This window comes from Actinokineospora globicatena, from assembly GCF_024171945.1.
Lineage (GTDB): Bacteria > Actinomycetota > Actinomycetes > Mycobacteriales > Pseudonocardiaceae > Actinokineospora > Actinokineospora globicatena.
The window spans coordinates 94,150-120,476 of the sequence record NZ_JAMTCR010000005.1 but is presented as its reverse complement, the minus strand read 5'-3'; the positions used below and the strand labels follow the sequence as shown (position 1 = coordinate 120,476).

At 68.9% G+C, this 26,327-nt stretch carries 27 protein-coding genes and 1 pseudogene; 14 read left to right on the top strand and 14 right to left on the bottom strand.

The window, feature by feature from the left end; genetic code table 11:
• Nucleotides 1-49: 49 nt before the first annotated feature.
• A complete protein-coding gene (locus LV79_RS24185; protein WP_253840541.1) occupies nucleotides 50-1,537 on the bottom strand; it encodes a class E sortase in 1,488 nt (495 codons plus the stop codon).
• 104 nt (nucleotides 1,538-1,641) lie between these two features.
• Nucleotides 1,642-1,839, bottom strand: a complete 198-nt coding sequence (locus tag LV79_RS24180; RefSeq protein WP_253840540.1) for a hypothetical protein — start codon at nucleotides 1,837-1,839, stop codon at nucleotides 1,642-1,644.
• 116 nt (nucleotides 1,840-1,955) lie between these two features.
• On the opposite strand from LV79_RS24180, the gene LV79_RS24175 reads away from it, so the two are divergent.
• Genes LV79_RS24175 through LV79_RS24150 form a run of 6 tightly spaced genes read left to right on the top strand, consistent with a single transcriptional unit; the run spans nucleotide 1,956 to nucleotide 4,044 of the window.
• Nucleotides 1,956-2,801 carry a helix-turn-helix domain-containing protein gene (locus LV79_RS24175; protein ID WP_253840539.1) on the top strand — a complete coding sequence of 282 codons (846 nt, stop codon included), beginning with the start codon at nucleotides 1,956-1,958 and terminating at the stop codon, nucleotides 2,799-2,801.
• Nucleotides 2,798-2,983: a DUF397 domain-containing protein gene (locus LV79_RS24170; RefSeq protein ID WP_092783438.1), complete on the top strand. Its 186-nt coding sequence runs from the start codon at nucleotides 2,798-2,800 to the stop codon at nucleotides 2,981-2,983. The genes LV79_RS24175 and LV79_RS24170 overlap by 4 nt, the downstream gene beginning before the upstream one ends.
• Complete coding sequence (locus tag LV79_RS24165) at nucleotides 2,980-3,150, top strand: DUF397 domain-containing protein (protein ID WP_253840538.1); 171 nt, start codon at nucleotides 2,980-2,982, stop codon at nucleotides 3,148-3,150. Before LV79_RS24170 ends, LV79_RS24165 begins: the two co-directional genes overlap by 4 nt.
• Before the next feature lie 51 nt (nucleotides 3,151-3,201).
• The gene (locus LV79_RS24160) at nucleotides 3,202-3,411 is read left to right on the top strand and encodes a hypothetical protein (protein WP_253840537.1); all 210 of its coding nucleotides are present in this window, start codon (nucleotides 3,202-3,204) and stop codon (nucleotides 3,409-3,411) included.
• Nucleotides 3,411-3,626, top strand: coding sequence for a hypothetical protein (locus LV79_RS24155; protein WP_253840536.1), 216 nt, complete (start codon nucleotides 3,411-3,413; stop codon nucleotides 3,624-3,626). The genes LV79_RS24160 and LV79_RS24155 overlap by 1 nt, the downstream gene beginning before the upstream one ends.
• A 19-nt stretch (nucleotides 3,627-3,645) precedes the next feature.
• Complete coding sequence (locus tag LV79_RS24150) at nucleotides 3,646-4,044, top strand: hypothetical protein (RefSeq protein WP_253840535.1); 399 nt, start codon at nucleotides 3,646-3,648, stop codon at nucleotides 4,042-4,044.
• A gap of 9 nt (nucleotides 4,045-4,053) precedes the next feature.
• Here the strand turns inward: LV79_RS24150 and LV79_RS24145 are convergent, their stop codons facing one another.
• On the bottom strand, nucleotides 4,054-4,659 hold the full coding sequence (locus LV79_RS24145; RefSeq protein WP_253840534.1) for a hypothetical protein: 606 nt from the start codon (nucleotides 4,657-4,659) through the stop codon (nucleotides 4,054-4,056).
• Nucleotides 4,656-4,913: a hypothetical protein gene (locus tag LV79_RS24140; protein WP_253840533.1), complete on the bottom strand. Its 258-nt coding sequence runs from the start codon at nucleotides 4,911-4,913 to the stop codon at nucleotides 4,656-4,658. Before LV79_RS24140 ends, LV79_RS24145 begins: the two co-directional genes overlap by 4 nt.
• Nucleotides 4,914-5,067: 154 nt before the next feature.
• Here LV79_RS24140 and LV79_RS24135 point away from each other — a divergent pair, with 154 nt between their 5' ends.
• The gene (locus LV79_RS24135) at nucleotides 5,068-5,724 is read left to right on the top strand and encodes a pentapeptide repeat-containing protein (RefSeq protein WP_253840532.1); all 657 of its coding nucleotides are present in this window, start codon (nucleotides 5,068-5,070) and stop codon (nucleotides 5,722-5,724) included.
• A 12-nt stretch (nucleotides 5,725-5,736) separates the two neighbouring features.
• On the opposite strand, the gene amcA is transcribed toward LV79_RS24135, so the two are convergent.
• Together amcA and amcB are read right to left on the bottom strand one after the other, a co-directional pair.
• Nucleotides 5,737-5,910, bottom strand: coding sequence for a multiple cyclophane-containing RiPP AmcA (amcA, locus tag LV79_RS34845; protein WP_372495480.1), 174 nt, complete (start codon nucleotides 5,908-5,910; stop codon nucleotides 5,737-5,739).
• Nucleotides 5,885-7,018 carry a cyclophane-forming radical SAM peptide maturase AmcB gene (gene amcB, locus LV79_RS24130; RefSeq protein WP_285470428.1) on the bottom strand — a complete coding sequence of 378 codons (1,134 nt, stop codon included), beginning with the start codon at nucleotides 7,016-7,018 and terminating at the stop codon, nucleotides 5,885-5,887. Before amcB ends, amcA begins: the two co-directional genes overlap by 26 nt.
• A 226-nt stretch (nucleotides 7,019-7,244) precedes the next feature.
• Between amcB and LV79_RS24125 the strand changes: the two genes are divergently transcribed.
• Nucleotides 7,245-8,378, top strand: coding sequence for a helix-turn-helix domain-containing protein (locus tag LV79_RS24125; RefSeq protein WP_308208962.1), 1,134 nt, complete (start codon nucleotides 7,245-7,247; stop codon nucleotides 8,376-8,378).
• A gap of 154 nt (nucleotides 8,379-8,532) precedes the next feature.
• Here LV79_RS24125 and LV79_RS24120 read toward each other — a convergent pair whose 3' ends face one another.
• The 5 genes from LV79_RS24120 to LV79_RS24100 form a co-directional block, all read right to left on the bottom strand.
• Entirely contained in the window at nucleotides 8,533-9,249 is a 717-nt protein-coding gene (locus LV79_RS24120) for a FadR/GntR family transcriptional regulator (protein ID WP_253840530.1), read from the bottom strand.
• Complete coding sequence (locus tag LV79_RS24115; RefSeq protein WP_372495439.1) at nucleotides 9,233-9,994, bottom strand: 3-oxoacyl-ACP reductase; 762 nt, start codon at nucleotides 9,992-9,994, stop codon at nucleotides 9,233-9,235. The genes LV79_RS24120 and LV79_RS24115 overlap by 17 nt, the downstream gene beginning before the upstream one ends.
• A 16-nt stretch (nucleotides 9,995-10,010) precedes the next feature.
• Nucleotides 10,011-11,381 carry an aldehyde dehydrogenase family protein gene (locus LV79_RS24110; protein ID WP_285470427.1) on the bottom strand — a complete coding sequence of 457 codons (1,371 nt, stop codon included), beginning with the start codon at nucleotides 11,379-11,381 and terminating at the stop codon, nucleotides 10,011-10,013.
• A gap of 528 nt (nucleotides 11,382-11,909) precedes the next feature.
• A complete protein-coding gene (locus LV79_RS24105) occupies nucleotides 11,910-12,632 on the bottom strand; it encodes a gamma-glutamyl-gamma-aminobutyrate hydrolase family protein (protein ID WP_253840527.1) in 723 nt (240 codons plus the stop codon).
• Nucleotides 12,613-13,971, bottom strand: coding sequence for a glutamine synthetase family protein (locus LV79_RS24100; protein ID WP_253840526.1), 1,359 nt, complete (start codon nucleotides 13,969-13,971; stop codon nucleotides 12,613-12,615). The genes LV79_RS24105 and LV79_RS24100 overlap by 20 nt, the downstream gene beginning before the upstream one ends.
• Nucleotides 13,972-14,203: 232 nt before the next feature.
• On the opposite strand from LV79_RS24100, the gene LV79_RS24095 reads away from it, so the two are divergent.
• From LV79_RS24095 to LV79_RS24075, 5 genes and pseudogenes are all read left to right on the top strand, one after another.
• Nucleotides 14,204-15,709 carry an amino acid permease gene (locus LV79_RS24095; protein WP_253840525.1) on the top strand — a complete coding sequence of 502 codons (1,506 nt, stop codon included), beginning with the start codon at nucleotides 14,204-14,206 and terminating at the stop codon, nucleotides 15,707-15,709.
• A gap of 491 nt (nucleotides 15,710-16,200) precedes the next feature.
• A pseudogene (locus LV79_RS24090) lies at nucleotides 16,201-17,420 on the top strand (lipase family protein).
• Between the two features lie 69 nt (nucleotides 17,421-17,489).
• A complete protein-coding gene (argS, locus tag LV79_RS24085; RefSeq protein WP_253840523.1) occupies nucleotides 17,490-19,220 on the top strand; it encodes an arginine--tRNA ligase in 1,731 nt (576 codons plus the stop codon).
• A gap of 50 nt (nucleotides 19,221-19,270) precedes the next feature.
• Nucleotides 19,271-19,852, top strand: a complete 582-nt coding sequence (gene idi, locus LV79_RS24080; RefSeq protein WP_253840522.1) for an isopentenyl-diphosphate Delta-isomerase — start codon at nucleotides 19,271-19,273, stop codon at nucleotides 19,850-19,852.
• A gap of 176 nt (nucleotides 19,853-20,028) precedes the next feature.
• The gene (locus tag LV79_RS24075; protein WP_253840521.1) at nucleotides 20,029-21,183 is read left to right on the top strand and encodes a glycosyltransferase; all 1,155 of its coding nucleotides are present in this window, start codon (nucleotides 20,029-20,031) and stop codon (nucleotides 21,181-21,183) included.
• A 515-nt stretch (nucleotides 21,184-21,698) separates the two neighbouring features.
• On the opposite strand, the gene LV79_RS24070 is transcribed toward LV79_RS24075, so the two are convergent.
• The 3 genes from LV79_RS24070 to LV79_RS24060 all read right to left on the bottom strand — a co-directional run bounded on the left by LV79_RS24070 (nucleotide 21,699) and on the right by LV79_RS24060 (nucleotide 25,387).
• Complete coding sequence (locus tag LV79_RS24070; RefSeq protein ID WP_253840520.1) at nucleotides 21,699-23,138, bottom strand: alpha/beta fold hydrolase; 1,440 nt, start codon at nucleotides 23,136-23,138, stop codon at nucleotides 21,699-21,701.
• Nucleotides 23,139-23,222: 84 nt separating this feature from the next.
• Entirely contained in the window at nucleotides 23,223-24,182 is a 960-nt protein-coding gene (locus LV79_RS24065) for a hypothetical protein (protein WP_253840519.1), read from the bottom strand.
• 509 nt (nucleotides 24,183-24,691) lie between these two features.
• The gene (locus LV79_RS24060) at nucleotides 24,692-25,387 is read right to left on the bottom strand and encodes a Crp/Fnr family transcriptional regulator (protein ID WP_253840518.1); all 696 of its coding nucleotides are present in this window, start codon (nucleotides 25,385-25,387) and stop codon (nucleotides 24,692-24,694) included.
• Between the two features lie 270 nt (nucleotides 25,388-25,657).
• Here LV79_RS24060 and LV79_RS24055 point away from each other — a divergent pair, with 270 nt between their 5' ends.
• Nucleotides 25,658-26,296 (top strand): Crp/Fnr family transcriptional regulator, encoded by a 639-nt coding sequence (locus LV79_RS24055; protein WP_253840517.1) that lies wholly within the window; start codon nucleotides 25,658-25,660, stop codon nucleotides 26,294-26,296.
• The last annotated feature ends 31 nt before the right edge of the window (nucleotides 26,297-26,327 follow it).

Genomic DNA, 26,327 nt, shown 5'->3' with positions numbered 1-26,327 from the left:
GGTAACGATGCTGGTCAGCACTGTGTGAAGTGGACCATGAAGGGTGGTCTTACCCCGTCTCGCGCAGTTCCGCGGGAACCGCCGTGGGCTCCGCCGCGTTCTTGGGCTGCTCCCGAACGAGGACGCCCTGCAGGATCATCCGCTGCCGGTTGGAGAACTTCGGGTGGCAGGTGGTCAGCGTGATCATCTTCTGCCGCTCGGCCGCCGGGGTCTTGGCCGACGGGTTGCCGGGCACCGGGGCGACGACCTCGCTCTGCGCCGGGCTGACGATCTGGCGGCCGGTCGCCTTGGCGTAGTCGCCGGTCTGCGGGGCCACCCCGGCGCACTTGGGGTCGGCGGCCTTGGCGGTCCAGTTCTTGGCGTCGTCGTTGGTGGGCAGCATCCGGTAGACGAACCAACTGGTCTGGGTCTCGACCACCATCGCGTCGCAGGCGGAGAGCAGGTCGAGGTCGTTGAACGGCGCACCCTTGCCGACCCGGTGGCCCGCGACGGCGAAGTTGCCGGGCTGGCCGGGTAGCGCGGACTTCTTGTAGTGGCCGGGACCGGTCTCGAGGTCCGCGGTGGAAGTGCCCTCCACGATGGTGAAGTGGTAGTCGTCGCCGAGCGCCGGGATGTAGAGCTTGGCCATGCCCTCGCCGTCGGCGAACTCGAACTTCTGCTGCCGCTGCGGGTCGGCCGCCGTGGGCTGGTGCCACTGCTCGTCGAGCGCGACGGTGACGTCCTCCTGCTTCTCGGCGGACACCAGGTCGGTCACCCAGACCTCGTAGACCACGAACAGCAGGACGACGATGCCCAGGGTGACCATGGCTTCGCCGAGCGAGCGGACGACGACGAAGGCCGCGCTGTCCTTGCGCTTGGCGGGCGGGGGCTCGTCGTCGAACTCGTCGTCTGCCGGGTGGTGGTCGTCGTCGAGGGCGTCGTCGGCGTAGTCGGCCGGGTCGTCCAGGTGGACGCGGTCGTCCGGTTCGGAGTCGATGCGCTCGGTCTCGGGGTCGCGGTACCCGAGCGAGCCGCGGTGCGCCTGGATGAAGACGGTGGGCTCGTCCTCGACGACCGGCGGGATGAGCTCGGTGCGCGCCTCGGCCGGGTGAGTGGCGCGCCGGTCCTGCGGACGCGGCGCCTGGACCGGCCCGCGCCGGGGTGGGGCGGAGGTGCCCTGCGGGGGCTGGCGCCGCGGGGGTTGTGGGGCCGGGCCGGGACCCCCTTGGGGCGGCGTCGGACCGAGCGAGCCGGAGTGCCGGACGGGTCCGTCGCGTCGAGGGACCGCCCCCGGTGCCCGCGCGGGCAGGCGCCCGGCGTTCGGTGCGGACCCGTTCGGTGCGGGCCGCGAACCGGTGGAGCCGAGGTCACCTGGCTGCTTCGCCTTGCCGTTGACCTCGGGGCGGCCCGGTCTGTCATTCGCGCTGCCGGTGGGCTTGTCCTCGAGGCGACGGCGGCCGCCTCGGGGGGGTGGGGTCTCGTCCTCGGTAGGCCAGATGTCGTCGCCGGGTGGGGGGTGTTGGGCGGGTGGGGGGACCCGCCGCCGGTCGTCTTGCATGTGGTGGGCACCCCCTTGGCTTCCGGACGGACCCTTAAAAGGTACGTCACAGGGCCGTTCGGAGGCGGGGAACGCCCCTACCGGCGGCGGGTTGCGGGGTCCGATCAGGCGCTGAGCAGCGCTCGCCCCTCGGTGGCCGCGGCGATGAGCTGGTCGAGGCTGGCGGGGGTGAACAGGACCTCGAAGTTGTCCAGCTGACCGGCGAACCGGACGACGAGGTCCCCGCCCTCGACCTCAGCGGAGATCGAGCAGCTGTCGTTGATCTTGGCCCACGTGGTGATCTCCAGATCGGAGCGCAGCATGGGAGCACCTTCCTCTCGTTCGTTGTGGTGACGCCAACCTAGGCCGGCGCAAGTTGCTCCAACAATGCCCCGTTAGAGTGCACATGCTCCACACGGACAGTCGCTAGGCTCATCCCATGGCGGCAACACCGACCCGACGCAAGAAGCGACTCGGCCGATACCTGCGCGAGCTCCGCGAGGCAGCAGGCCTGCGCGCGGTGGACGCCGCGCGCAAGCTGAAGACGGAGGAGAGCACGATCAGCCGGTACGAGAACGGCATCTACAAGCCCGCCTGGGCCGCCGTCTCCGTCCTGCTGACCTACTACGGCGCGGGCGACGACGCCGAGGAGAAGGCCAGCGCCCTCTACGACGCCGCCTCGGTCACCATGCCCAAGATCCGCCTCCCCGCCGACTCCCCCAAGGCCTTCCGCGAACTCGTCAACACCGAGCGCGAGGCCGAGCAGATCTACATCCTCGAAACCTCAGTAATCCCAGGCCTTCTGCAAACCGCCGACTACGCGATGGCCGTCTTCGCCACCGCCAAGGTGACCTCCGATGTGGACGAACTCGTCAACATCCGACTGGAACGCCAGCGCTACCTAGAAGGTCCCGACGCGATCGAGCTTTGCGTTTGCTTGGACATCGCCGTGCTGCACCGGGAAGTCGGAGGCCGCAAGGTGCTTCGTGACCAGTTGCAGCGTCTACTCGACCTCATTGAGCAACCGAACGTGACGGTTCACATCATCCCGTTCGAGACAGGCGCCTACGGCAACATGTCCGGGGGTTGCTGGATCATGACCTTCGGCGACGAGGGTGACTCGGATGTGGTGTATCTGGAGCACCCGGCCGGTGGTGTGTGGGTGGAGAATGAAAGCGACGTCCAGCACTTCCAAACCATGTTCGACGAGGTTCGGACCGCCAGTCTGGACCCAGAGGCCAGCGCGGAGGTGATCCGCGCGAGAGTAAGGAGTTTGAGCAAGTGAACGAGCTTCAGTGGCGTCGTAGCAGCCGTAGCGGCGCCGGGGGCGGCAACAACGCCTGCGTCGAGGTAGCCATGCCAGTCACCGAGTCCACTGTCTACCTTCGTGACAGCAAGAACGCCGCGCCCACCCTGCGCTTCACTCCCGGGTCGTTCGCCACTTTCCTCACCGGCGTCACCCGATGACCTGGCGCAGCAGCAGTTTCAGCGGCGCAGGCGGCGGTAACAACAACTGCGTAGAGGTGGCCCACCCCACCCCCACCACCGTCCACCTGCGCGACACCAAGAACCCCACCCCCACCCTCCGCGTCCCCACTCACGCGTTCACCAGCCTCCTCACCAAGGTCGGCTGACCACGAGGCCCCCGGATTATTTCGGGGGCCTTTGTGTGCCTATATTGATCCATGCGCCTCCGCGAACTCGATACCCTGCTGCTCGACATCCTCAGCCAGGACCACCCCGAGATCACCGCCGCCACCAAGCTCGACAACGGCCACAGCCGCCTCCGCGTTGACTTCGCCAGCGGCGCCCGGATCACCGTCATGGTCCGCGAGGTCACCGGCCCCGGCGTACCCGCACACTCCGCGTACGCGATCCCCGAGTCGGCCCTCTGATGCGCCGCGACCGCTTCATCGCCTACCTGCGCGACCAGCTCACCGCCACAGCCCACCCCGACATCACCAGCATCGACACCTACGCCGTCGACAAGGGCGTCACCGACCTCCGCATCACCTGCACCGACGGCCGCGTCATCTCCCTCCACACCACCCGCCTCTCACCCCCCGGCGGCGACAACTTCGCCGAGCCCGAACCCATCGTCACCAAGTAGCCGCCGGCAGGATCGGCGTGTGGATGATCTTCACTACGTGCGGTTCGAGGCGGCCACCGGCGACGCGACCGGTCGGCGCGGCGGGGTGTTCGGCCTGGTGAACGGCCTGGCGCGGGCCGGGCGGCTGACCGAGGCGCAGGACGAGTTCCGCCGCGCAGGCAACGTCTGGTACGACGCGAACTACGCCGACCCCACCAGCGTCGACCCCACGGTGTACGACCACGACCTGCACCCCGGTGCCGCCGCCTGGTTCAAGCCGTCCGCGACCCACCTGCTCGACCGCGTCCCCGGCTACCTCGACATCCTCGACGCCCACGGCATCGCGTGGACCCGCCTGGAGTCGCCGACCCCCGGCCGGATCATCTACGAGGACCCCAACCAGATCGTCGTTGTCCCCCTGGTCGGAGAGCCGACCTAGCGCACCGCGTCACCCAGCGGGACGCAGGTCCACAGACGCTTCGCGCAGCAGCGACGCCGCGGTGGCGAGCAGACCGGACCGGGACGCCGCCGGTAGTCGGCGCGCGCTGTCGAGCAGGGCCGCCACCAACATGTCGAACGGCGTGGCGACACCCGACCGGTCGCCGTCCCCAGCGGCCTCGTCGACGCTGACCGGCGACTTCTCGGCGACGTCGGCACCACCGGACTTGTCCAGCAACTGGCCGATCCGCTGGTGCGACACCACGATCACATCGGCGATCTCCCGGTACGACAACCCCGCGGCGCGCAGCCCCCGCACCGCCGCCAGCCGCGACGAGTCCCGGTAGCGCACCACCTGCGCGGCGAGCCGCTCCCACTGGCGGAAGGTCTCGATCACCTGGGTCAGATCCGCGCCGCCCTGCTGGTAGCGCCACTCGATCCAGAACGCGTCGGGCTCGACGCCCACCAGGGTCGAGATGAGGTCTCGAACCGCGTCCGGCAACTCGCCGAAGCGCTCGACGTCCGTCGCACCACCCGGGAGCCGCTCGACCACGGCCACCCAGAGGTCGTCCTCCCTGGAGACCACGACGGAGTAGGTGGGCAGTCGCTCGGTCACCTCTCCTCCATCCATCGCTCTCCCATCTCACCGGCGAGCGCTTCCTCGATGCCGCGCAACACCGTCCAGGACAGCTCCCGCGCATGATCGGGAACGACGATCCGCCCCACTTCAGCACCAGCTTCATCCAGCAGCAGGTACAGGCGGTGCGACCCCTTACCCCGTCCGGGTTCCTCCACCGGGCTGCGTTTGTGCTGCCGCGCCACCTTGCGCGTCAACCGAAGTAGCGCCGTCGGGCGCAGCCGCTTGTTCACCACAGCATATGTCACAACTAGCGGCGATTAGCGTGACCTTCTGTAGAAAATGCACACCTAGGCCCTCCACACCACTCAAGTGACGTGGAGGGCTTTTTCGCATCGGCCGCGTGTCACCTCCCCAGGCGAGGTGCAGGTGCGCTATCTTGACTGGATGGAGTTCCTGACGGTCGCAGGTAAGTCGATCCAGCGCGTGGCCATCGAAGACGACCTGTCCGCTGAGTCACCCAACTTTCGGGGGGAGTTCGATTACAGGGATATACGCCTCGTGCATAGCGACCAATCAGGCGTTGTCGGCGAGGGGTCGCTTTCGACGGTATTCATATCCGAGGTCGATCTCTCGGGGGCGCAACTTAACCCAGTGACACTTTCAAATGTGCGATGCGAGGACGTCACCCTCTCAAATTCTGCTATCTCTGTGGAGACTGCCAGGCGGACTGAAATAGTCCGGTCTCAAGCCATCGGCCTTCAGCTTGCGATTGCTCACGCTGTCGACTTCTACGCAGAGGAATGCCGATTCGATTATGCGACGATCCGATTCGACAAGGTAAAGAACGCGGCAATATTCCGGCGTTGTTCCTTTCGCGAGAGCGTACTCGCTGGCGACTTGTCCAACGTTGTCTTTGACGACTGCGAACTGATTGAGACCGAGTTCGATGCCGCTCGCGCCACCGGCTGCGATCTGACCGGATCAAGGTTGGTGGGCGTTCGCGGCTTGCTCGCTCTACGCGGAGCACGAATCTACAGCGATCAGGCCAGCGCCCTAGCCGGTCAACTCGCGGCGGAAGCCGGCCTGATCGTCGTGCCGTAGATGCTCGCCTGGCTACCGCTTGTTACTCCAGTTGTCCCAACCGGGGCGGTTGTCAAAGCCGCCGCCCCCCGTGACATTGTCCCAGGTCGGGTCGTTGTTCCATGCGTTGGCAGGCGTGGGCAGCCTCCCGGCCAGGCGCAGCAGGTCGACGAGTGCCGTTCTACGGCTCCGGATTCGGCGCTCCAACAGGATCAAGCTGGACAACGTGCATCACCCCTTCGAATAGTGCGATCTTGCTGTTTCGGCAGTAGTCGGTCTCGGTGCCACTCATACGACCTTGCTCGAAATAGCGGTTCGCCGGATGCCCACCACCGCAGAATGCGAAATATGGACACGCCTGTTCGCACCCGTCAACACCACGCGAGAAATCGGATATCCAAGGAGTGTTCGCGACCGACCGCTTGATTATCTCGGACAGGGTCTTGTCGAGGACGTTTCCACTGGAGAAGTTTCCTTCATCCGAGCTGAAACCGGCCAACTCTGGAGAGATGAGGGTCACCGAGCCGTCATAGGCCACAGTCGGCAGTGGGTCGATGAATGGTCTTTCGCGGCGGATCTCCTCATCGCTTTCCAGCACTGCGCGAACGTAGCCCAGCACCCTGTCCAGTTCCCGTACCCGGGTGACCGGGTTAGCCTTCCAAGCGCGCAGAAGCTCTGACCAGAACCCTTCTACCAACTGACGGTCATGTGCTCCAACCGAAGCATTGACCCCCTCTCGCTCTTCGATGTTGACGCCTAGCGAGGTGATTCCAGCCTCCACAGCGAACGAGTACAGACGACGCGCACGTTCAGGAGACGGGTTCGAGACGACTGCGATCGCAAAGACATCATGTCCATGAGCACGAAGAAGTTCAATGCCGCGCATGATCCTGTCGTACGCGGGTCGCATAGCTCGATCCACGCGATTTGCGTTGTCCGATGACCACCCGTCGACACTGACGCCCACGTACATGTCGCGCTCGGCAAAGAAGTCGCACCACGCACTGTCAATCAGGGTGGCGTTGGTCTGCACCCCATGCTTGACATCCAGGCCAGCGAACTCCCCGATTAGCTTGCCGAGGTGATCGCGGCCCGTTGCGAGCGGTTCGCCACCATGCCAACAAAGGTCGACTGTCCCGTAGGCGACCCAGGGGCGGATGGAGTCGGCCACGGCCCGCGCAACCGAAATGGGCATCGTGTTCCGCTCGTGTCGAAACGGCAGATAGCAGTATCCGCAGTCGAGGTTGCATAGCGTCTCAGGCTGTAAAATTAGTGACCGCGGGCGAAGGAGTAGACCCTTGATTGCCGTGCGCACTCCTGATCCTCTCACCTGGCCGTTGTCGTCAATCGGCTATATCCCCAGCGACTAGTGGATGACTGACTCACATCGGATAGCCGGGGGCTGAGGTCGGCACTTGGAGAGATCACCGGCCCCAGCCATTCCGGGTGGCTTGCGCCTCGGGAGTAGCGTGGCTGTCGCGGAGTGTCGTCGGTAGGGCTTGGGCGTCCACAGCCGTCCACAACCAGGGGGAGCGGTCCGCGTGCACGAGACCGGGCGGGTGCTTCGAGCAGCGCGTCTAAGTGCGGGGCTGAGTCTGTCGGCGCTCGCAGGCCGCGTTCACTACAGCAAGTCCACGCTAGGCATGGTCGAGACTGGGGAGCGCACAGCAACGCCAGACCTGATAGCCGCTTACGAACGAACGCTTGGCGTTCAAGGGTTGGGTGCAGACGTGAACCGACGAGAATTACTCGCAGCGGCGGCGGCAGTCCTCGCGGGTACCTCGGCCACAGACCCTCTCGCGCGGCTTCTGGATGGCGTGACGACAGCAGACCAACCCAACCAGGTCGGGTGGTCGGAGGTTACCGCTGTTCAGCAAGCCACAGCGGTCTACACAACCATGGACCTGCGCTTTGGGGGCGCGGTTGCCGCAGACCTGTCCACAGGCGCCCTCAGGTGGGCTGTGAGTCTTCTGGACGCTCGAATGCACGAGGACACCAGAGTGGCCCTGTGCGGGGCTGTGGGGGCGCTTGCGGACCGCACAGCATGGACTCACTTCGACGCGGGCCGGACCTACTCCGCACGCCAGCTCTCGACCCTGGCGCTACGTACCGCGGACGCGGGCGCTGACGCGGACCTAAGAGCTCATGTCCTACTGAACATCGCGGCGCAGATCGGGGAGGCACTTCCGTCCGAGGCTGTGGACCTCGTCAACGGCGCCCTGGCTGACCGCCGGGTCTGCACTCTTGAGCGAGCGAACCTCCACGCGGGCTTGGCCAAGCACCTCGCTCGTTCCGGTGACCTGGGACAAGCTCTTCAGCATATTCGGGAAGCGGAGACGTTGGCGTCTCGCGGAGGAGAAGTGCCCGAATGGGCGGGATTCCTGACAAAGGACCACATCAACTCGATCATCACTCAGGCGTTGGCGGCTGCCGGTGAACACCACGAAGCGATCAGACGGTTTGAAGACCTGTTACCGCGCATGGGAACTGATCGACTACGGGGCAGGGCCGGACGCATGATCGACCTCGCTGAGGTGTACGCGGCAACCGGAGAACGTGAGCGGGCTCGTGATCTCGCAAGCCAAGCAACCACGGCACTGCGTGATGTTCGCTCAACGCGAGTGACGGCGCAACTGGCTTCGTTGAGGGAAACTGTGGGCGGAGCGTTCGCGTAGCCCCAGACGGCTCCCGGCAGGTAGGCGACGGACACGCCACGCGCCAACGCGTCACCCTGGCGGCTCGAACACACCATGCACGGTGTCCACCGAGGTTTGTGGGACACGAAGATGCCCACGCGGCGAGGTTCGTCGTCGACTACCTGGACGCCGGTCACGCGAGGAAACCCCTGATCAGGGCGGCTGTCCCGGCCAGGTGCTCGGCCATGGCGAGGCGCGCGGCCCCGGCGTCGCCGTCCAGGATGGCGTCGATGATGGTCTTGTGCTGGTCGTTCGAGTGGGTGAGGTTGGCCGGGATCAGCGGGAGGGCGGCCAGCAGGGCGTTGAGGCGGGTGCGGACGTCGGCGACGGCGGCGGTCAGCGACGGGGCGGCGGTGGCCTCGGCGATGGCCAGGTGCAGGCGGGAGTCCGTGCGGCGGTAGTGGTCGACACCGGCGGTCGACGCGTCGGCGAGGCAGCCGCGCAGGTGGCGGCGGACCTGCGGGGTCAGCGACCGGGACGCGGCGACCTCGGCGGCGCCGGTTTCCAGGGTGTAGCGCAGCGTCAGGATGTCCTCGATGTCGTCCGAGGGCAGCGGCAGCGGGTCCGACGACGGGAGCCGGACGAACGTGCCCCCGTACCGGCCGCGCCGGGACTCGACGTGGCCGGACTCCTGCAGCGCCCGCAGCGCCTCACGCAAGGTCACCCGACTCACCCCGAGGCGTGATGACAATTCACGTTCGGGTGGGAGCCGGCCGCCCGGGGGTACGACGCCGAGCCGGATGGCCTGCAGCATCCGCTCCATGGTCTCCTCGAACGCGTTGCCCGCCCGGACCGGGCGGAACAACGCGTCGGCGAGGACCGGGTCCAGCGGGTCACTCGGGGGTGACATACGCCCCCGAGATGCCGCCGTCCACCAGGAACTGGGACGCGGTCATGAACGACGAGTCGTCGCTGGCCAGGAACGCGACCGCGGCGGCGATCTCCTCCGGTTCGGCGAAGCGGCCGAGCGGGATGTGCACCAGGCGGCGGGCGGCGCGTTCGGGGTCCGCGGCGAACAACTCGCGCAGTAGCGGCGTGTTCACCGGTCCGGGGCACAGGGCGTTCACCCGGATGCCCTCGCGGGCGAACTGCACCCCGAGTTCCCTGCTCATCGCCAGCACGCCGCCCTTGGACGCCGAGTAGGAGATCTGCGAGGTCGCCGCGCCCATCACCGCCACGAACGAGGCCGTGTTGATCACCGTCCCCTTGCCCGCGCGGCGCATGTGCTCGATCGCGTACTTCGAGCACAGGAACACCGAGGTCAGGTTGACCTCCTGCACCCGGCGCCACGCGTCGAGCCCGGTGGTGAGGATCGAGTCGTCCTCGGGCGGCGAGATGCCCGCGTTGTTGAACGCGATGTCGACCGACCCGTAGGTGTCGGCGGCGGCCTGGAACAGCGCCTTGACCTCGTCCTCGCTGGTCACGTCGACCGGGACGAACAGGCCGTCCACCTCTTGCGCGGCCCTCGCCCCGCTCTCTCGGTCGATGTCACCCACCACGACGCGCGCGCCCTCGCTCGCCAGCCGCCGCACCGAGGCGAGGCCGATCCCGCTGCCGCCGCCGGTGACCACGGCGACCCGTCCCTCTAGACGCATGCTCAACTCCTGGATGTCAGCTCTGGGAATCTAGGTAGACGTTCTTGACCTCGGTGAACGCGGCCAGCGCGTCCGGTCCGAGCTCACGGCCGAGCCCGGACTGCTTGAAGCCGCCGAAGGGCGTCGAGTACCGCACCGACGAGTGCGAGTTGACCGACAGGTTCCCGGCGTCGACCCCGCGCGCGACCCGCAGCGCCCGGCCGACGTCGCGGGTCCAGATCGACCCGGACAGGCCGTACTCGGTGTCGTTGGCCAGCCGCAGCGCGTCCGCCTCGTCGTCGAACGGCAGCACGGACACGACCGGGCCGAAGACCTCCTCGGTCGCCGCCCGGTGCTCGCCCCCGGTGGTGACGGTCGGCGGGAACCAGAAGCCGGGCCCGGTCGGCGCGCTGCCCCGGAAGGCGACCGGCGCGTCGTCCACATAGGACTGCACGCGGTCGCGGTGGGCGGCGGAGATCAGCGGTCCCATCTCGGTCGCCTCGTCCCCCGGCGCGCCGACCACGACACCGCGCACGGCCGTCTCGAAGGCGGCCATGAACTCGTCGTAAGCCGTGCGCTGGACGAGGATCCGGGAGCGGGCGCAGCAGTCCTGACCCGCGTTGTCGAACACGGCGTACGGGGCGGTCGCGGCGGCTCTGGCCAGGTCGGCGTCGGCGAAGACGATGTTGGCGCTCTTGCCGCCGAGTTCCAGGGTCACCCGTTTCACCTGGTCGGCGCACCCGGCCATGATCTGCTTGCCGACCCTGGTCGACCCGGTGAACACGACCTTGCGCACGGCGGGGTGCGTCACGAACCGCTGCCCCACGACGTCACCGCGGCCGGGGAGGACCTGGAAGACGTCCTCGGGGATACCCACCGCGTGCGCCAACTCGGCCAGCTTGATGGCGGTCAACGGCGTCAACTCGGCGGGCTTGAGCACCACGGTGTTGCCCGCCGCGAGCGCGGGCGCGAACCCCCACGCCGCGATCGGCATCGGGAAGTTCCACGGCACGATCACGCCGACAACCCCCAGCGGCTCGGCGAAGGTGATGTTCACCCCGCCCGCCACCGGGATCTGCCGCCCGAACAACCGCTCCGGCGCGGCCGCGTAGTAGTGCAGGACATCGCGGACGTTGCCCGCCTCCCACCGCGCGTTCCCGATCGTGTGCCCGGCATTGGCGACCTCGAGCTGGGCGAGCTCCTCCAGGTTCGCGTCGACCGCGTCCGCGAACCGCCGCAACAACCGCGCCCGATCCGCAGGCGCGACCGCCCGCCAAGCCGGGAACGCCTCGGCAGCCCTCGTGATCGCCCGATCAGCCTCGTCGACACTCGCCAACCCCACCGCAGCGATCACCTCCGCCGTGGCCGGATTAACAACCTCCACCGCCGCCATCAACCCCTCCTCCACCCAACTTCACTCCCGCCGCCTTCTCGCTCCTGCCCCTCATGCCCTTGACCAGGCGATCTGCTCCCTGAGCCAGCCCGAATTACCCTCTTCTGGGCGACAGAAGTTATCCACATGTGGATCTCCGCGGGGGTGCTTCCAAGATCCACTGTCGGTGGGTCCCGGTAGACTGGCCCAGGGACGCCCCCCGGAGAGGGTGGGGGCTGGGCCAGGCTTGGGGGTGGCCCCCGGAGGCGTCAAGGGGCTTCGCTCGAAGGTGTGACGGAGGGGCGGGCCGCCTGGCTTGCGGGCAGCCCCTGGGGATCGCCCGAAGCTGTGGCGGAGGGGCAGACCCGAGCGAAGAGAACCCAGGCAAGGCTTCCGCGGTTGAAGTGGCCCCGCTAACGCCCGACGCAGCATGGCCAGGCAGAGCGCCAGCCAGCAGCCGGGGCACGTTGACCGCACACACCGGCCTGTTGGCTGCGAGCGTGGCGATCAGGGCACCGCACGAGCCCGGCAGGGTGTACGCCGTCCGGCGGGTGTTGGGGTGGGTCATCGGCGGGCTCGGGCGGCGGTGATCAGGGCGGTGAAGAGGCGGGTGTCGTCGGCGTTCTGTTCGGGGTGGGACTGGGTGGCGACCACGAAGCGGCGGCCGGGGAGTTCCAGGGCCTCGACCGTGCCGTCCTGGGCTTGGGCCACGACGTACAGGCCGTCTGCCACGCGGTCCACCGACTGGTGGTGGTGGCACAGCACCGACACCGACTCCCCCAAGATGCTCCCCAGCAACGACCCCGGCGTCACCGAGATCTCCGTCTTGCCAAAAGAAGCCACGTGCGGAAGGTGGTCGTTAGTGCCAACGACCTCGGGTGTGTGTTGGTGCAAGGTCCCGCCAAGAGCGACGTTGAGTACCTGTAGACCCCGGCACACAGCCAGCGTAGGTAGGTCCAACTCAAGAGCAGCAGCCAACAGCGCGAACTCCGAGGCGTCCCGTAGTGGCTGCGGCGTGCCGGTAGTCGGGTGCGGAGGTTGGCCGTACCGCGCAGGGTCGACGTCAGCGCCGCCAGACAGCACTAAGCCGTCGAGCCAGTCCAAGGTCGAGGGGCGCCAGTCGCCGATCGGGGACAAGAGGACCGGGTTACCGCCAGCGGCGCGCACCGAGTCCAGGTAGTCCCGGTGCAGCACGGCGGCGTCGGTCTCCCAGATCCCGAAGGTGGCGTGCTCCAGGTAGGTCGTGATGCCGATGACCGGCGGTCGGTCAGAGCCGTTCGAAGCCACGCACGCGCTCCCAGTCGGTGACGGCCGCGTCGAACGCACGCAGTTCTACCGTGGCCGCGTTGCGGTAGTGGTCGACCACGTCGGCGCCGAGGTCCTCGACGGCGACGGTGCTCGCCGCGAACAGGTCGGCCGCCTCGCGCAGGGTGGTCGGGACACGGGGTTTGGCGGCAGTGTAAGCGTTGCCGGTCAAGGGGTCTTCCAGCGGCAGCCGTTCGTCCACACCGCGTAACCCTGCGGCAACCATCGCGGCCACGGCGAGGTACGGGTTCACGTCGCCGCCCGGGATCCGGTTCTCCACCCGCAGCGACTGGCCGTGCCCGACGACCCGCAGCGCACAGGTGCGGTTGTCCACTCCCCACGCCAGCGCGGTCGGCGCGAACGAGCCCTCGGCGAAGCGCTTGTACGAGTTGATGTTCGGCGCCAGCAGGCAGGTCAGCTCCCGCAGGTACGCCAGCTGACCGGCGATGAAGTGCCGCATCAGCGGGGAGAACCCGTGCTCGTCGTCGCCCGCCATCACCGGGGTGCCGTCGGCCGCGCGCAGGCTCAGGTGGATGTGGCAGGAGTTGCCCTCGCGCTCGTTGTACTTGGCCATGAACGTCAGGCTGTGCCCGAGCGCGGCCGCGATCTCCTTGGCGCCGGTCTTGTAGACGCTGTGGTTGTCGCAGGTGGTGAGCGCGTCGGCGTAGCGGAAGGCGATCTCGTGCTGGCCGGGGTTGCACTCCCCCTTCGCCGACTCGGGGTACATCCCCGCGCCCGCCATGCCGTTGCGGATCGCGCGCAGCACCGGCTCGACCCGGCCGGTGCCCAGCAGCGAGTAGTCCACGTTGTACTGGTTCGCCGGGGTCAGGCCGCGGTAGCCCGCGCTCCACGCCTGCTCGTAGGTGTCCTTGAACAGCAGGAACTCCAGCTCCGTGCCGACGTACGCGGTGAGGCCGCGCTCGGCGAGCCGGTCGAGCTGGCGGCGCAGCACCTGCCGGGGCGACACGGTGACCGGGCCGCCCTCGACCAGTTCCACGTCGGCGAGCACCAGCGCGGTCGCCGGGTGCCAGGGCAGCAGCCGCAACGTGGACAGGTCCGGCCGCAGGACGAAGTCGCCGTAGCCGTCCTCCCAGGACGAGCTGGCGTAGCCGCTGACGGTGTTCATCTCGACGTCCACCGCGAGCAGGTAGTCGCAGGCCTCGGTGGCGTTGGCCACGACCTCGTCGAAGAAGAACCGGGCGGTGACGCGCTTGCCCTGGAGCCTGCCCTGCAGGTCGGTCAGCGCGACCAGGACGGTGTCGACCTCGCCCGCGTCGGAGAGCTCCCGCAGCCGCTCGAGCGACAACCCTGCCTCGGTCACGCCAGCCTCCCGCAAAGGTTCGGCATCAGACCATTGGAGAACGATCCCCAGCATGCTCGCAAGCGCGGCGCCCGCGCGCAACCGCCGCGCCGCGAAGCCGCCGACCGGGCGCACCACCTGACTACGGCGTGAAGTCGACAGGTCACCGCGAATGGACCTTGACCGGCCGAGGTGGCGGGGACCACACTTGTTGGTCCAGCAATGGAGCGCCATCGATCCATTGGAGGACATCATGTCCGAGTCGGATGAGACCAGGCTGCACTCCCTGGGCTACGCCCAGGAGCTGCGCCGCTCGCTGTCGGGGTTCAACAACTTCGCGGTGTCCTTCACCATCATCTCGATCCTGTCCGGCTGCCTGACCCTCTACGGGTTCGGCATGAAGACCGGCGGACCGGCGGCGATGATCTGGGGCTGGCCGCTGGTCGGGGTGTTCGTCGTGCTGGTCGGGCTGGGCATGGCGGAGGTGTGCTCCAGCTACCCGACCGCGGGCGGCCTGTACTACTGGGCGGCGAAGCTGGCCAAGCGCAACGCGCCCGCCTGGGCCTGGTTCACCGGCTGGTTCAACCTGGTCGGCCAGGTCGCGGTGACCGCGGGCATCGACTTCGGCGCGGCCCTGTTCCTCAACGCGTTCCTGGACCTGCAGTTCGGCTTCGCCGCGACACCCGGGCACACCGTCGCGCTGCTGGCAGTCATCCTGCTGGTGCACGCCCTGCTCAACACCTTCGGCGTGCGGGTAGTGGCGGTGCTGAACACGATCAGCGTGTGGTGGCACCTGCTCGGCGTGCTGGCGATCGTGGTCGTGCTCGCGGTGGTGCCGGACAAGCACCAGGACGCGTCGTTCGTCTTCGGCGAGTTCGTGAACCAGACGGGGTGGAGTTCACCGCTCTACGTGTTCCTGTTGGGACTGCTGCTGGCGCAGTACACGCTGACCGGCTACGACGCGTCGGCGCACATGACCGAGGAGACGCGCGGCGCCGCCGTGGCCGGGCCGCGCGGGATCGTCATGTCGATCCTGGTGTCGCTGGCCGCCGGGTGGGTGCTGCTGATCGGGCTCACGTTCGCGATCCAGGACTACGACGGCGCGGCCGGGTCGGCGACCGGGGTGCCACCCGCCCAGGTGTTCATCGACGCGGTCGGGCTGGCGACCGGCAAGGTGCTGCTGCTGATCTGCATCGGCGCGCAGCTGTTCTGCGGGATGGCGGCGGTGACCGGCAACTCGCGGATGATTTACGCCTTCGCCCGCGACGGCGCCATCCCCGGGTCACGGGTGTGGCACCGGATCAACAAGCGCACCAGGACGCCGACGAATTCCGTGTGGTTGGCGGCGGTGGGAGCGTTCCTACTGGCCGTGCCGTACCTGTGGAGCTACACCGCGTACGCCGCGGTGACCTCGATCGCCGTCGTCGGCCTGTACACGGCTTACGTCATCCCGATCTTCCTGCGGGTGCGCGCAGGCGAGGACTTCGAGCGCGGGCCGTGGCACCTGGGCCGATGGGGACGTCCTATTGGGACGGTCGCCACGATCTGGGTCGGGTTCATCTTCGTGCTGTTCATGCTGCCGCAGGTGTACCCGGTGACCTGGGAGTCGCTCAACTACACCCCGATCGCGTTCGCGGTGGTGCTCGGCGGGGCGGCGCTGTGGTGGATTGTGTCGGCGCGCAAGTGGTTCACCGGGCCGAAGGTGCAGGGCAGCGCGGCCGAGTTGGCGGCGGTCGAACGGGACCTTGCGGGCGACTGAACGGCGCGCAACTGGGAAACGGGAAAATCCGCACCGGCGCACCGTCTTGTCATGTTCACGGCGGTTAACAAATACTGACTTCGTTCCACGCGACGGGAACGCCGCTCAACCCCCGGAGAACCCCAACGAGGGCTGGGGATCCGGGGACCCTGCACCGAGTCGGCGGACCCGTCGCGCGACCGCCCCCCTGCGGGTCTGGGGAACACGTGGCGACGGCGGTGGGCGTGCATAACCCCCACCGCCGCGCCCTCCACCCGCACGGGGGCACCGCAGCCACCGCACGAGGAGCCTGTCCCGCACCGCGGCTCCAGTTGGCGTGGGGGCCACCGCCTACCGCACGGGCGTTGTGGCCCCCACCGCCTTTTCCCCTCCTTGTCAGTCATCACCGGCTGCCGTTGTCCGCTGGGACAAAGTCCGTTGTGACGACGAGCACAGTGGCCGTACCTGTGGGTAGCTTCGACCTGGTCGTCCACCAGGTCGGAGGAAAACCCATGCCAATCAACCGAAAGCGGCTCGGGCCACTCGTGCTCGCCGCCGCCGTCGCGGTCGGTCTCGTCGCCACACCCGCGACCAGCGCGGCGTCCACAGGCGCGGTAGCGCAAGAGGACTTCTACCAGCCACCCGCGATTTTGCCGCGCACAACGGTGACCTGGTGCGGACGCAGCCCGCGGAGTTCTACCTGGACCCGGCGAAGCTGATCCGCGTGGACGGCACGGTCACCCGGATCATGTACCGCTCCAGCGATCGCACCGGCGCGGCCATCGCGGTGACCGGCGTGGTGATCACCCCGCGCGCGGCGTGGACCGGTCGCGGGGAACGGCCCGTGATCGGGTACGCGGCGGGCACGCAGGGCCTCGGCGACCAGTGCGCGCCGTCGCGGCAGCTGGCGGCCGGGATGGAGTACGAGGGGCCGTTCGTGGCCGGGATGCTGGCCAGGGGCTGGGCGGTCGCGCTGACCGACTACCAGGGGCTCGGGACGCCGGGCGTGCACACGTACATGAGCCGGGTCGTGCAGGGGACGGCGGTGCTGGACTCGATCCGGGCCGCGCGCGGGCTGCCGGAACTGCCGGACCGGGGTCCGGTGGCGGTCGTCGGGTACTCGCAGGGCGGTGGAGCTGCCGCTTCCGCCGCCGAACTCGCCGCCTGGTACGCGCCGGAGCTCGATCTGCGCGGCGTCTCGGCGGGAGCGGTCCCAGCGGATCTGGCCGATGTGGGCAAGGCGCTCGACGGCGGCTTGTACGCCGCGTTCGTCGGGTACGCGGTGGCCGGTTTGGAGGCGTCCTACGGGATCGACGCCGGGGCGTACCTCAACGACAAGGGCAAGCGGTTCCTGGCCGACGTGAAGGGGCAGTGCCTGTTCGAATCGATCCCCCGCTACGCCTTCGCCAAGACCGCCGGGTTCACCCGCGACGGGCGGCCGATCGACCGGCTGCTGGCCGAGGAGCCGTTCCGCTCGATCGTGGCCGAGCAGCTGCTCGGGCAGCGCAAGCCCGCGGTGCCGGTGCTCGTCACGCACTCGCTGCTCGACGACGTGATCCCGTACGCGACCGGGCAGGCGCTGGTGCGGCGGTGGTGCGGGCTCGGCGCGAACGTGCGGTTCTCGACCAACCTCGCGCCGACGCACGTGGGCGGCGCGGTGGCGGCGTACCCGGCGGCGTACGCGTTCCTCGAGGCCAGGTTCGCGGGCTTGGCGCAGCGGTCGACCTGCTGAAACCGGGCGCCGGAAATCCCCGTGCGCCACCCTGGGATACTCGGGGTCGAGAAGCGAGGAGGTGCCAGGGTGGCGCACGGGGATGTCGGGCTGGAACTGGGGGCACGGGTGGCCGGGGCGCTGCGGCGCGGGCTCGGTCTGGAGATCACCCCGGCGGAGGCCGTCATCCGACCGTCCACCCGCGAGGGTGTCGACTACCAGTGCAACGCGGCGATGAGCCTGGCCAAGAAGATCGGCAAGGCACCGCGCGAGGTCGCGCAGGCGATCGTGGACCACCTGGACTCCGCCGACGTGGTCGAGCCGCCGGAGGTCGCCGGCCCCGGGTTCATCAACCTGCGGCTGCGCGACGACTGGCTGGCGGGCCGGGTCGGCTCACTGCTGGGTGACACCCGGCTGGGGGTTCCGGTCGTCGAGAACCCGCGCCGGTTCGCGCTGGACTACGGCAGCCCGAACGTGGCCAAGGAGATGCACATCGGGCACCTGCGGTCGACGATCATCGGCGACGCGGTGCTGCGGCTGCTGCGCTTCAGCGGCCACGAGGTCGTCCCGCACAACCACCTCGGCGACTGGGGCACCCCGTTCGGGATGCTGATCGAGCACCTGCTCGACGAGGGGCACTCCGCCGACGCCGAGATCAGCGACCTCAACCGGTTCTACCAGGAGGCGCGGCGCAAGTTCGACGCCGACCCGGGGTTCGCCGACCGGGCACGGGCCCGCGTGGTGGCGCTGCAGGGCGGCGACGAGGAGACGCTCACGCTGTGGCGCGGGCTGGTCGCGGCGTCGACCCGGCACTTCCAGAAGGTCTACGACCTGCTCGGCATCTCGCTCACCCTGGGCGACATCTACGGGGAGAGCTTCTACAACCCGTACCTCGACACGGTGATCGACGAGCTGACCGCCAAGGGGCTCACCGAGATCAGCGACGGCGCGGTGTGCGTGTTCCCGCCGGGGTTCAGCAACCGCGAGGGCGAGCCGCTGCCGCTGATCGTGCGCAAGAGCGACGGCGGGTACGGCTACGCGGCCACGGACATGGCGACGGTGCGGTACTGGATCACCGAGCGCGGGATGACCGACCTGCTCTACGCGGTCGGCACCCCGCAGGCCCAGCACTTCGCGATGATCTTCGCGGCGTCCCGGCAGGCCGGGTACCTCACCGACGAGCAGACCAGCGTGCACATCAACTTCGGCACCATCCTCGGCGAGGACGGCAAGACCATCCGCACCCGCTCCGGCGACTCGGTGAAGCTGGTCGACCTGCTCGCCGAGGCCGTCGAGCACGCCGCGAAGACGGTCGCCGAACGGTCCTCTTTGGACACCGAGCGGCAGGCCGAGGTCGCCCGCGCGGTGGGCATCGGCGCGGTGAAGTACGCCGACCTGTCCAACGACCGGGAGAAGGACTACGTCTTCACCTGGTCGCGGATGCTGGCCACCGAGGGCAACACCTCGGTGTACCTGCAGTACGCCAACGCCCGGTGCCAGTCGGTGCTGCGCAAGGCGGGCACGCCCCGCTTCGGCGACGTCGTGGTCACCAGCCCGGCCGAGCGCACGCTGCTGGTGCGGCTGCTGCAACTGCCCGCCGCCGTCGCCGCCGCGGTGGAGAGCTACGCGCCGCACAAGCTCACCAGCTACCTCTACGACCTGGCGTCGACGTTCACCACGTTCTACGACACCTGCCCGATCCTGCGGCCGGACGTGGCCGACGAGGTCCGCGCGTCCCGGTTGACGCTCACCAAGGTCACCTCGGACGTGCTGGTGCTCGGACTGGACCTGCTGGGGATCTCGGCGCCGCCGGAACTGTGAGGGGTGGGATCCGGGTTGCCCTGCGCGGTGCGTGACGGCATTGTGACCGGGTGACAAACGCCGAACAGGTCGTGCTCCTCGACGACGCGGGCAACAGCATCGGCACGGCGGACAAGGCCACCGTGCACCACGAGCACACCCCGCTGCACCTGGCTTTCTCCAGCTACCTCTTCGACCAGGACGGCCGCTTCCTCATCACCCGCAGGGCGCTGACGAAGAAGACCTGGCCGGGCATCTGGACCAACTCCTGCTGCGGGCACCCCGCACCGGGCGAGTCACCGGTCGACGCGGTGTCGCGCAGGCTGGAGGAGGAGCTGGGGCTGCCGGGACCGCACAAGGTCGAACTGATCCTGCCCGCGTTCCGCTACCGCGCGGTGATGCCGGACGGGATCGTCGAACACGAGATGTGCCCCGTGTACCGGGTCGTGGTGGACGCCGAGCCCAACCCGAACCCGGCCGAGGTCGACTCGGTCCGCTGGCTGTCGTGGCCCGAGTTCCTCGAGGGGGTGCGCACCGGCGACATCGACATCTCGCCGTGGTGCGTCCTGCAGCTCACCGAACTGGTCCCGCTCGGCGACCCGCTGACCTGGCCCGCGGGTGACCCGGCCCAGTTGCCGCCGGTCGTCCGCTGACACCTGGAGCACCGGTGGGGTGGATCTCCCGCTCCGCCGGTGCTCTCGTCGCCTGCCGGTGATCCGCGTGCCGATCTTCCGGTCGTGGGCTTTCCGCCGTGCTGATTCCGGCGGTTAGTGGGCATCGCGGGCAAATCACGCACCGGGTCGGGCCGATGTTGCCTACGGTGGAACCGGTGAAGATCCTCTTCAGCAGTCTGCCCGCGCACGGGCACACCTACCCCTTGCTGCCCCTGGCCATCGCGGCCAAGGAGGCGGGGCACGAGATCACCTACGCCACCTGGGACACGTTCCACCCGCCGCTCGCGGCCCTGGGGTTCGAGACCATCAAGGCGGGCGGCGACATGTCGGGCGAGTTCGGCCGCGCCCTCGACGGCAGGCAGATCGCCGACCTGACCCCGGACGAGGTCGTCGCGGTCGCGCACCGCGTGTTCGGCGACGTCCTGCCGCGCATCGCCGTCGCCGACCTGGAACCCCTGCTGCGGGCCCGCGACTTCGACCTGGTGGTCTACGAGGCCGCCGCCTTCGGCGCCGCGATCGCCGCCAAGCGCGTCGGCGTCCCGGCCATCAGCCACGGCATCAGCAAGCCGACGTCGCTGTCGCAGATGCCCGCCCTCCAGAACTTCCTCCCCAACCTCGCCGCCGAGTACGGGGTCGACTTCACCCCCGACGGCCGCGCGGGCTTCGGCGACCCGTACCTCGACATCTACCCGGAGTCGTTGCAGGACAGCGAAACCCTGGCCGACTACTCGACCCGGGTCCCGCTGCGCCCGGTCAGCTTCGCCACCCCCGGCGACCTCCCGCCGTCGGTCACCACGGGCCAGGGCAAGCTGATCTACCTGACCCTCGGCACCGCCTTCGGCAACCTGAACGTCCTGCGCACGGCCATCACCGGACTAGCCGCCACCGGCCACCGGGTTCTGGTCGCGGCAGGCCCCACGGTCGACATCGCCGCCTTGGGCGACCCCCCGGCGAACGTGACCATCGAGTCGTGGGTCCCCCAAGCCGAGGTCCTCCCCCACACCGACCTGGTAGTCCACCACGGCGGCTCCGGCACCACCCTGGGCACCGCCGCCGTCGGCGTCCGCCAACTCTTCCTCCCCCAGGGCGCCGACCAGTTCATCAACGCCGAAACCTTCACCACCGCAGGTGCAGCCACCCAACTCCTAGGCGAAGCGGTAACACCAGACGCCGTCACCGAAGCCGCCACCAACCTCCTGGCCAACGACTCCGCAGCCAAGATCGTCGCCGCCCTGGCCGAGGAAATCGCCGCCCTCCCCAGCCCCACCACCACAGTCACCCGCTTCCCCGAATGGGCCACCCGCCCCTAGCCACCAGCCTGGGGCTCCGCTCCTCCACCACACGGAGCCCCAGGCCCCCTCAACGCCAGTCTGGCGACGACAGAGCCACGGGCGAGCAACGGACCGCGCCTTCCAAGCCCGTCCCAGCTGGCAACCGGGGTAGGCGGCGGATCGCGGGTGAGGTGGCTACGGACATTCACCAGTCCCCGGGCGGCCTTCTCGGAACCTCATTCCGCTAGGTCGGCTGGGACCGTGGGCAGTTGGCTGCCATCAATCGCCAGTCGGATCAGATTGTCCAAGGATCTCCATTCCGCTGAGGAGGACGGACGTCGTGGGGGTGCCGCTTTGCGCTGGCGGGCATAGCGGGGTCGTAGTGGCGAGGTTGGTCGGACGCGTGCGGTTCGCGGGGTGCAGGTGTTCGCAAGGGCGTGGGAGTTCGCGGCACGCTGGCTATAGGTACACGGCACCGGCCACGGCCAGCACCTCGCAGAGCCCACCACCCCTGCGCGGAGACTCGCAGGAGGCGGGGTTTGCGGGGCGTGGAGCTAGGGGGTGGGTAATAAGCCGTGGGCTAGGTAGGCGGTTCCGGTGGTGTTGGCTTGGAGGTTGTTGGAGAGCAGGTAGGTGCCGTGGCCGCCTTGGGGGAAGGTGGCTAGGTGGGCTTGGGGGCCGAGGGTGGCGACGAGGGAGTGGGCGCCGTGGAGGGGGGCTACGGGGTCGCGGAGGTTGTGGAGGACCAGGGTGGGGGTGGTGGCTGGGTGGAGGGTCACCTGGGGAGCGGGCGGGAAGGGCCAGCGGGCGCAGGGGAACATTCCGGCGGTCATCGCGCCGACTAGGGGGTAGCGGGTCGAGTCGGTGGCTACGTCGGCGGTGTACTGGCGGGTGGAGCGCGGCCACGGGGCGTCCCGGCACACGACGCCGAGGAAGCCGACGGCGAAGGAGTCCGGTGGGACGGCTGGCCAGCCGCGCTCGGCCGGGGCCGCCTTGCCCGCCAGGATCGGGATGACCTGCGCCAAGCCGACACCCGGCGCCCGGCCGTCCCGGACCGCTGACCACAGCGCAGCCAAGCCGGGGAACGACTGGTCGGAGTACAGCGCCTGCCGAGTCGCCTCCCGGAACACCGCGCCGGTCAACGGGTTGCCGTCTGCCAACCGCACCGGTCGGCCATCGAGCCGGGCCGCGAGGGTGAAGTACAAGGTACGCGCGGCATCTGCGTTCGGCACCAAACCCGCCTGCACGGCATGCGAAGCGAAGTCAGGGAACCGCGCCTCGGTCGCCGGAGCCCACTCCCGGACGATGCCCCGCCACACCAGATCCGGACCGACGCCGCTGTCGAGCAGCATCCGGTCCACCCGGCCCGGGAACAGCGACTGGTACACCGTCGCCACGTAGGTCGCGGCGGAGTACCCCAGCAGCGATACCCGCTCCTCCCCCAACGCCCGCCGGACAACGTCGATGTCCCGCGCGATGTCGGCGGTACTCGTGTGCGCCAACCGCGGGTCGCACCCGGCGGCGATGCGGTCCATCGAGGCGGGCAACCCCGGCCGCGGCCACGGCAGGATGTCGATGAGGTCGGACTCGGCGATGCCGCAGGTCAGCGGATCACTGCGCCCGACGAAGCGAGGATCGAAGCCGACCAGGTCGTACCGCGCGCGGACCTCGGCGGGCAGCAGCGAGCCCAGCAGGGCAGGCAGATCAAGCCCGGCTCCGCCCGGACCACCCGGGACGATGAGCAAGACGCCCCGCCGTAGAGCCGGGTCCGCCGTGGCGAGCCGGGACACGGCAAGGGAGACCGTTGGCCCACCAGGTCTGCGGTGGTCCAGCGGTACTCGGATTTGGGCACACCGCTGCCCAGGCGCGCGTAGCGCAGGCCCGGCCCGTACCGAGTCCCCTGGACACGTGCGCCAGTGGATGCCGGTCGGGGTTGCGGCCGCGGTGGTCGGGAGAGTGGTGAACATGAGCAGGAGAGCCAAGATCAGTCGCATGGCTCCATGGTGGCCTGGGAATGTGTTGAGGTGCCAGGAGGTTCACCCAAAGCAGACGGTTTGTGCACTGTGGACTGACTTGGGTTAGCTGTGCCATTGCAGTCCGTAGCTGAGGCCCTGTTGGAGGTCGTGGAATTCGAGTGCGACGTCACCCACACGGTCGATCTCCAGGGCGTCCGTACCCGGAGCGAAGTCCTCGAAAGCCTTGGCGGGCAAGCCATTGATGCGCCACACGCGCTTCGGCGGGTTGGTCGGATCGAACCGTACGCGAACCGAGAACTCCTCGCACCGGCGCAAGGGCGTGAACACGTAGTACGGCCGCATCCACGATCGCGGGTAAGAGGTGAACTTGATGCTGTAGTCATGACGCTGCCCAAGACTCAGCGGACTGGGCAACCTGACGATGAAGCGGGTATGGCTAGAGGAGACGCGCTGCTCCTCGACGATCTCCCCGCCGTAGGCGATTTCCGCGCGGATGGTCTGCCCGTCCGGCATGGCCTGATCACGCGGCGCGCTCAGGGACAGCACCAGCTCGTCGAGTTCATCCACTGCGGCAACGATTTGCCGTTGCTCCGTCAGCGTCGGCACCTCTAGATCCAGCCGTAGAGCCGCGTGCAGGGACTCCACGTACCAACCGTCCGGCGAGTAAGAGCCAGACTTGCGGTCGCGCATACCCGCGTCGTAGAGCAACTCCGCCAACAGTTGGAACGCGCTGTCCACCCGCCGGCGCGCGGTACGCGGATCGCGGTCGAACCGCGTAGCCAGCCAGTCGATGCGTTGGTCCAAGAACCCGCCGTCGGCGTCCTTGTGCAGACCGAGCGCCGCTGACGCCGCCAGGTGCAGGTCCGACGGGAGCCGGGCGCCCAGGTGGGTCAACCGCAGCACCACCTTGCGCCGCACCAGAGCCGGGTCGTCTATTTCCGTGATGTCGCAGGCCATCCGCAGCGCGGGCCCGACCCGGTTGTGCAGGTCGTCCGAGCGGACACCCCGGCCACGGCGGACCTCCTTCAGCTCGGCGACGACATCGGCGATCTCGACACCCACCCGGCCACCACCCCTTCGCGCGCCCATTCCCCCATCCAGCATCGCTCCGCCCGCCTCTCCGTTACCAGGGCCACCGCCGAAAACGTCGGACAATGGCGAGTGCGAAAAGGCGCCCGGTCCGCATTCCCCCCTGCGGACCGGGCGCCTCCCCCTTGTTCCCCCATCCCCCCTGCCGCCGCCGCTCCGGCCCCGGTCGACACGGCGGCGGCGCTCAGACCAGCAAGAACAGGACCCAGTGGCTCTCCATGACACGCACCTCCTCCCGAATCAGGGCAGCAGCCAGCACTCGAAGAATTGAGTGGTCCACCGGTCAGAAAGCGCTGACCAGCAACATGCCGGACCCCAGCCCGGCCAGGAAAGTGTAGAAACCGATTCGCGCCATCGAGCCCACCGTCATCAGCATCCTCATCCCGATCCCTCCCCGGATCTCGCTCGCAAGACCAAGGATGCCCCTGGGTCAACGCCGCCGCGATGACCTGTGGCGCGCACGGAGCACGCCATTTGGCACATCAGAGCTCGGGGACCTCGCGGACGAAGGCGCGCAGCACGTCCGGGCGCGCGATGACGGTCTGCCTGCGGGTGTTGATGACGATGCCCCGGTCGCGCAACACCGCGAAAGCCCTGGCCACCGCGCGCAACGATGCGCCGACCCGGTTGGCGATGTCCTGCTGGGTGAATGGCACGCGCAACGCGACACCGGCGTCGGTCTTGACGCCGTAGCTGTGCGACAGCCAGAGCAAATATGCGGCGACCCGCTCGGTGACGTGCATCGTGGCGAACTCGGCGCGGGCGTTCTCCGCCTCACGCAGCCGAGCGGCCAGCTGTTTGACCATGGCGATCGCAACGGTGGGCCGGTCCTCGAGCAGTGCGCCGAACTCGTGCGCGCGCAAGTGCACGGCGTGCACCTCCTCCAGGCTCTCCACATCCGCCGACCGCACCCACCCGTGCAACGCCGCCAGGTCCCCGAGCACGTCACCGGGACCCCGGAAGGCGACGAGCACCGTTTGCCCGTCCGCGCGCCTGGTGAGCACCCTCGCCCAACCGTGCACCAGGACCAGCACGTGGTCGGTCGGGTCGCCCTGGCGCAGCAACGTCTCGCCCGCGCCGAACACCCGCGGCGTCCCGGTCCCGACCACGTGCGCGCGATCCTCCTCGGAGAGGTAGGCCATCAGGGACTCGGCCACCAGGTCACTCGGAAGTCGCATGGGCCACCCTCCGCCGTTCACCAGGTCACCGTGATCATCGCGGGACCCACGGCGGCGCGCTACTCACCTCGGTTGTTCGGTCTCCATGGTGGAGCTCCTCTCTGCGCTGAAGTCACTGACGGTAATCCGCCACCGCGCGGACGGCCGCCGGTTCGCACCCGGTTGACCAAGTTCTGTCCAGGCGTTGACGGGGTGGCCACGCGTGATCACTTCGAGCGAACCGCGCGTCCCCGGCACGCGGCGCCCGGCCGGGGGCGGTAGGTGGTGGGTGTGCAGACCTTCCGGACCCTGGTCGGCGCGCGGGCGTGGGCGGCGGTGGTGGCCGCCGGGACGGCGCGGGCGTACCCACCCGGTGCGGCGTTGCTTCGGCAAGGCGAACCTGGCGGGCAGGTGCTGGCGTTGCTGCGGGGCCGGGTCCGCGTGATGGTGGACGACGGGTCCGGCGCACAGTTGCTCGTGTCGGTGCGCGGGCCGGGGGACTTGGTCGGCGAGCTGGCACCGGCGGCCTGCGTCGCGCGGACGGCATCGGTTGTGGCGCTTGACCAGTGCACGGCTGTGGCGTTGAGCTCGGCCGCACTGGACGCGGCGGTGGCGGGCGGCGGGGCGGTGCGGGAGTACTTGCGGATCAAGCTGGTCGCAATGGTGGACCAGGTGCCGGTCGCGCACGCATCAAGCAGGGCCCGAGTCGCAAGGTTGCTGCTGGAGGTCATCGACCACGGCGACGATGGGGATCGGCGGGTGCCGTTGTCCCAGGAGGCCATCGCCCGCGCACTGGGGATGGCACGGAGCACCGTTGCCGAACAGATCGCCGACTTGCGACGCTGCGGCGCCCTCCGATCCGGGCCACGGCTGGTGGTGGTCGACCGGGACGAACTGGTCCGCCGCACCCGCAGCTCCCCAACCGGGTGAATCCGCGCGGGCGCCCCGACATCCGCCCAGG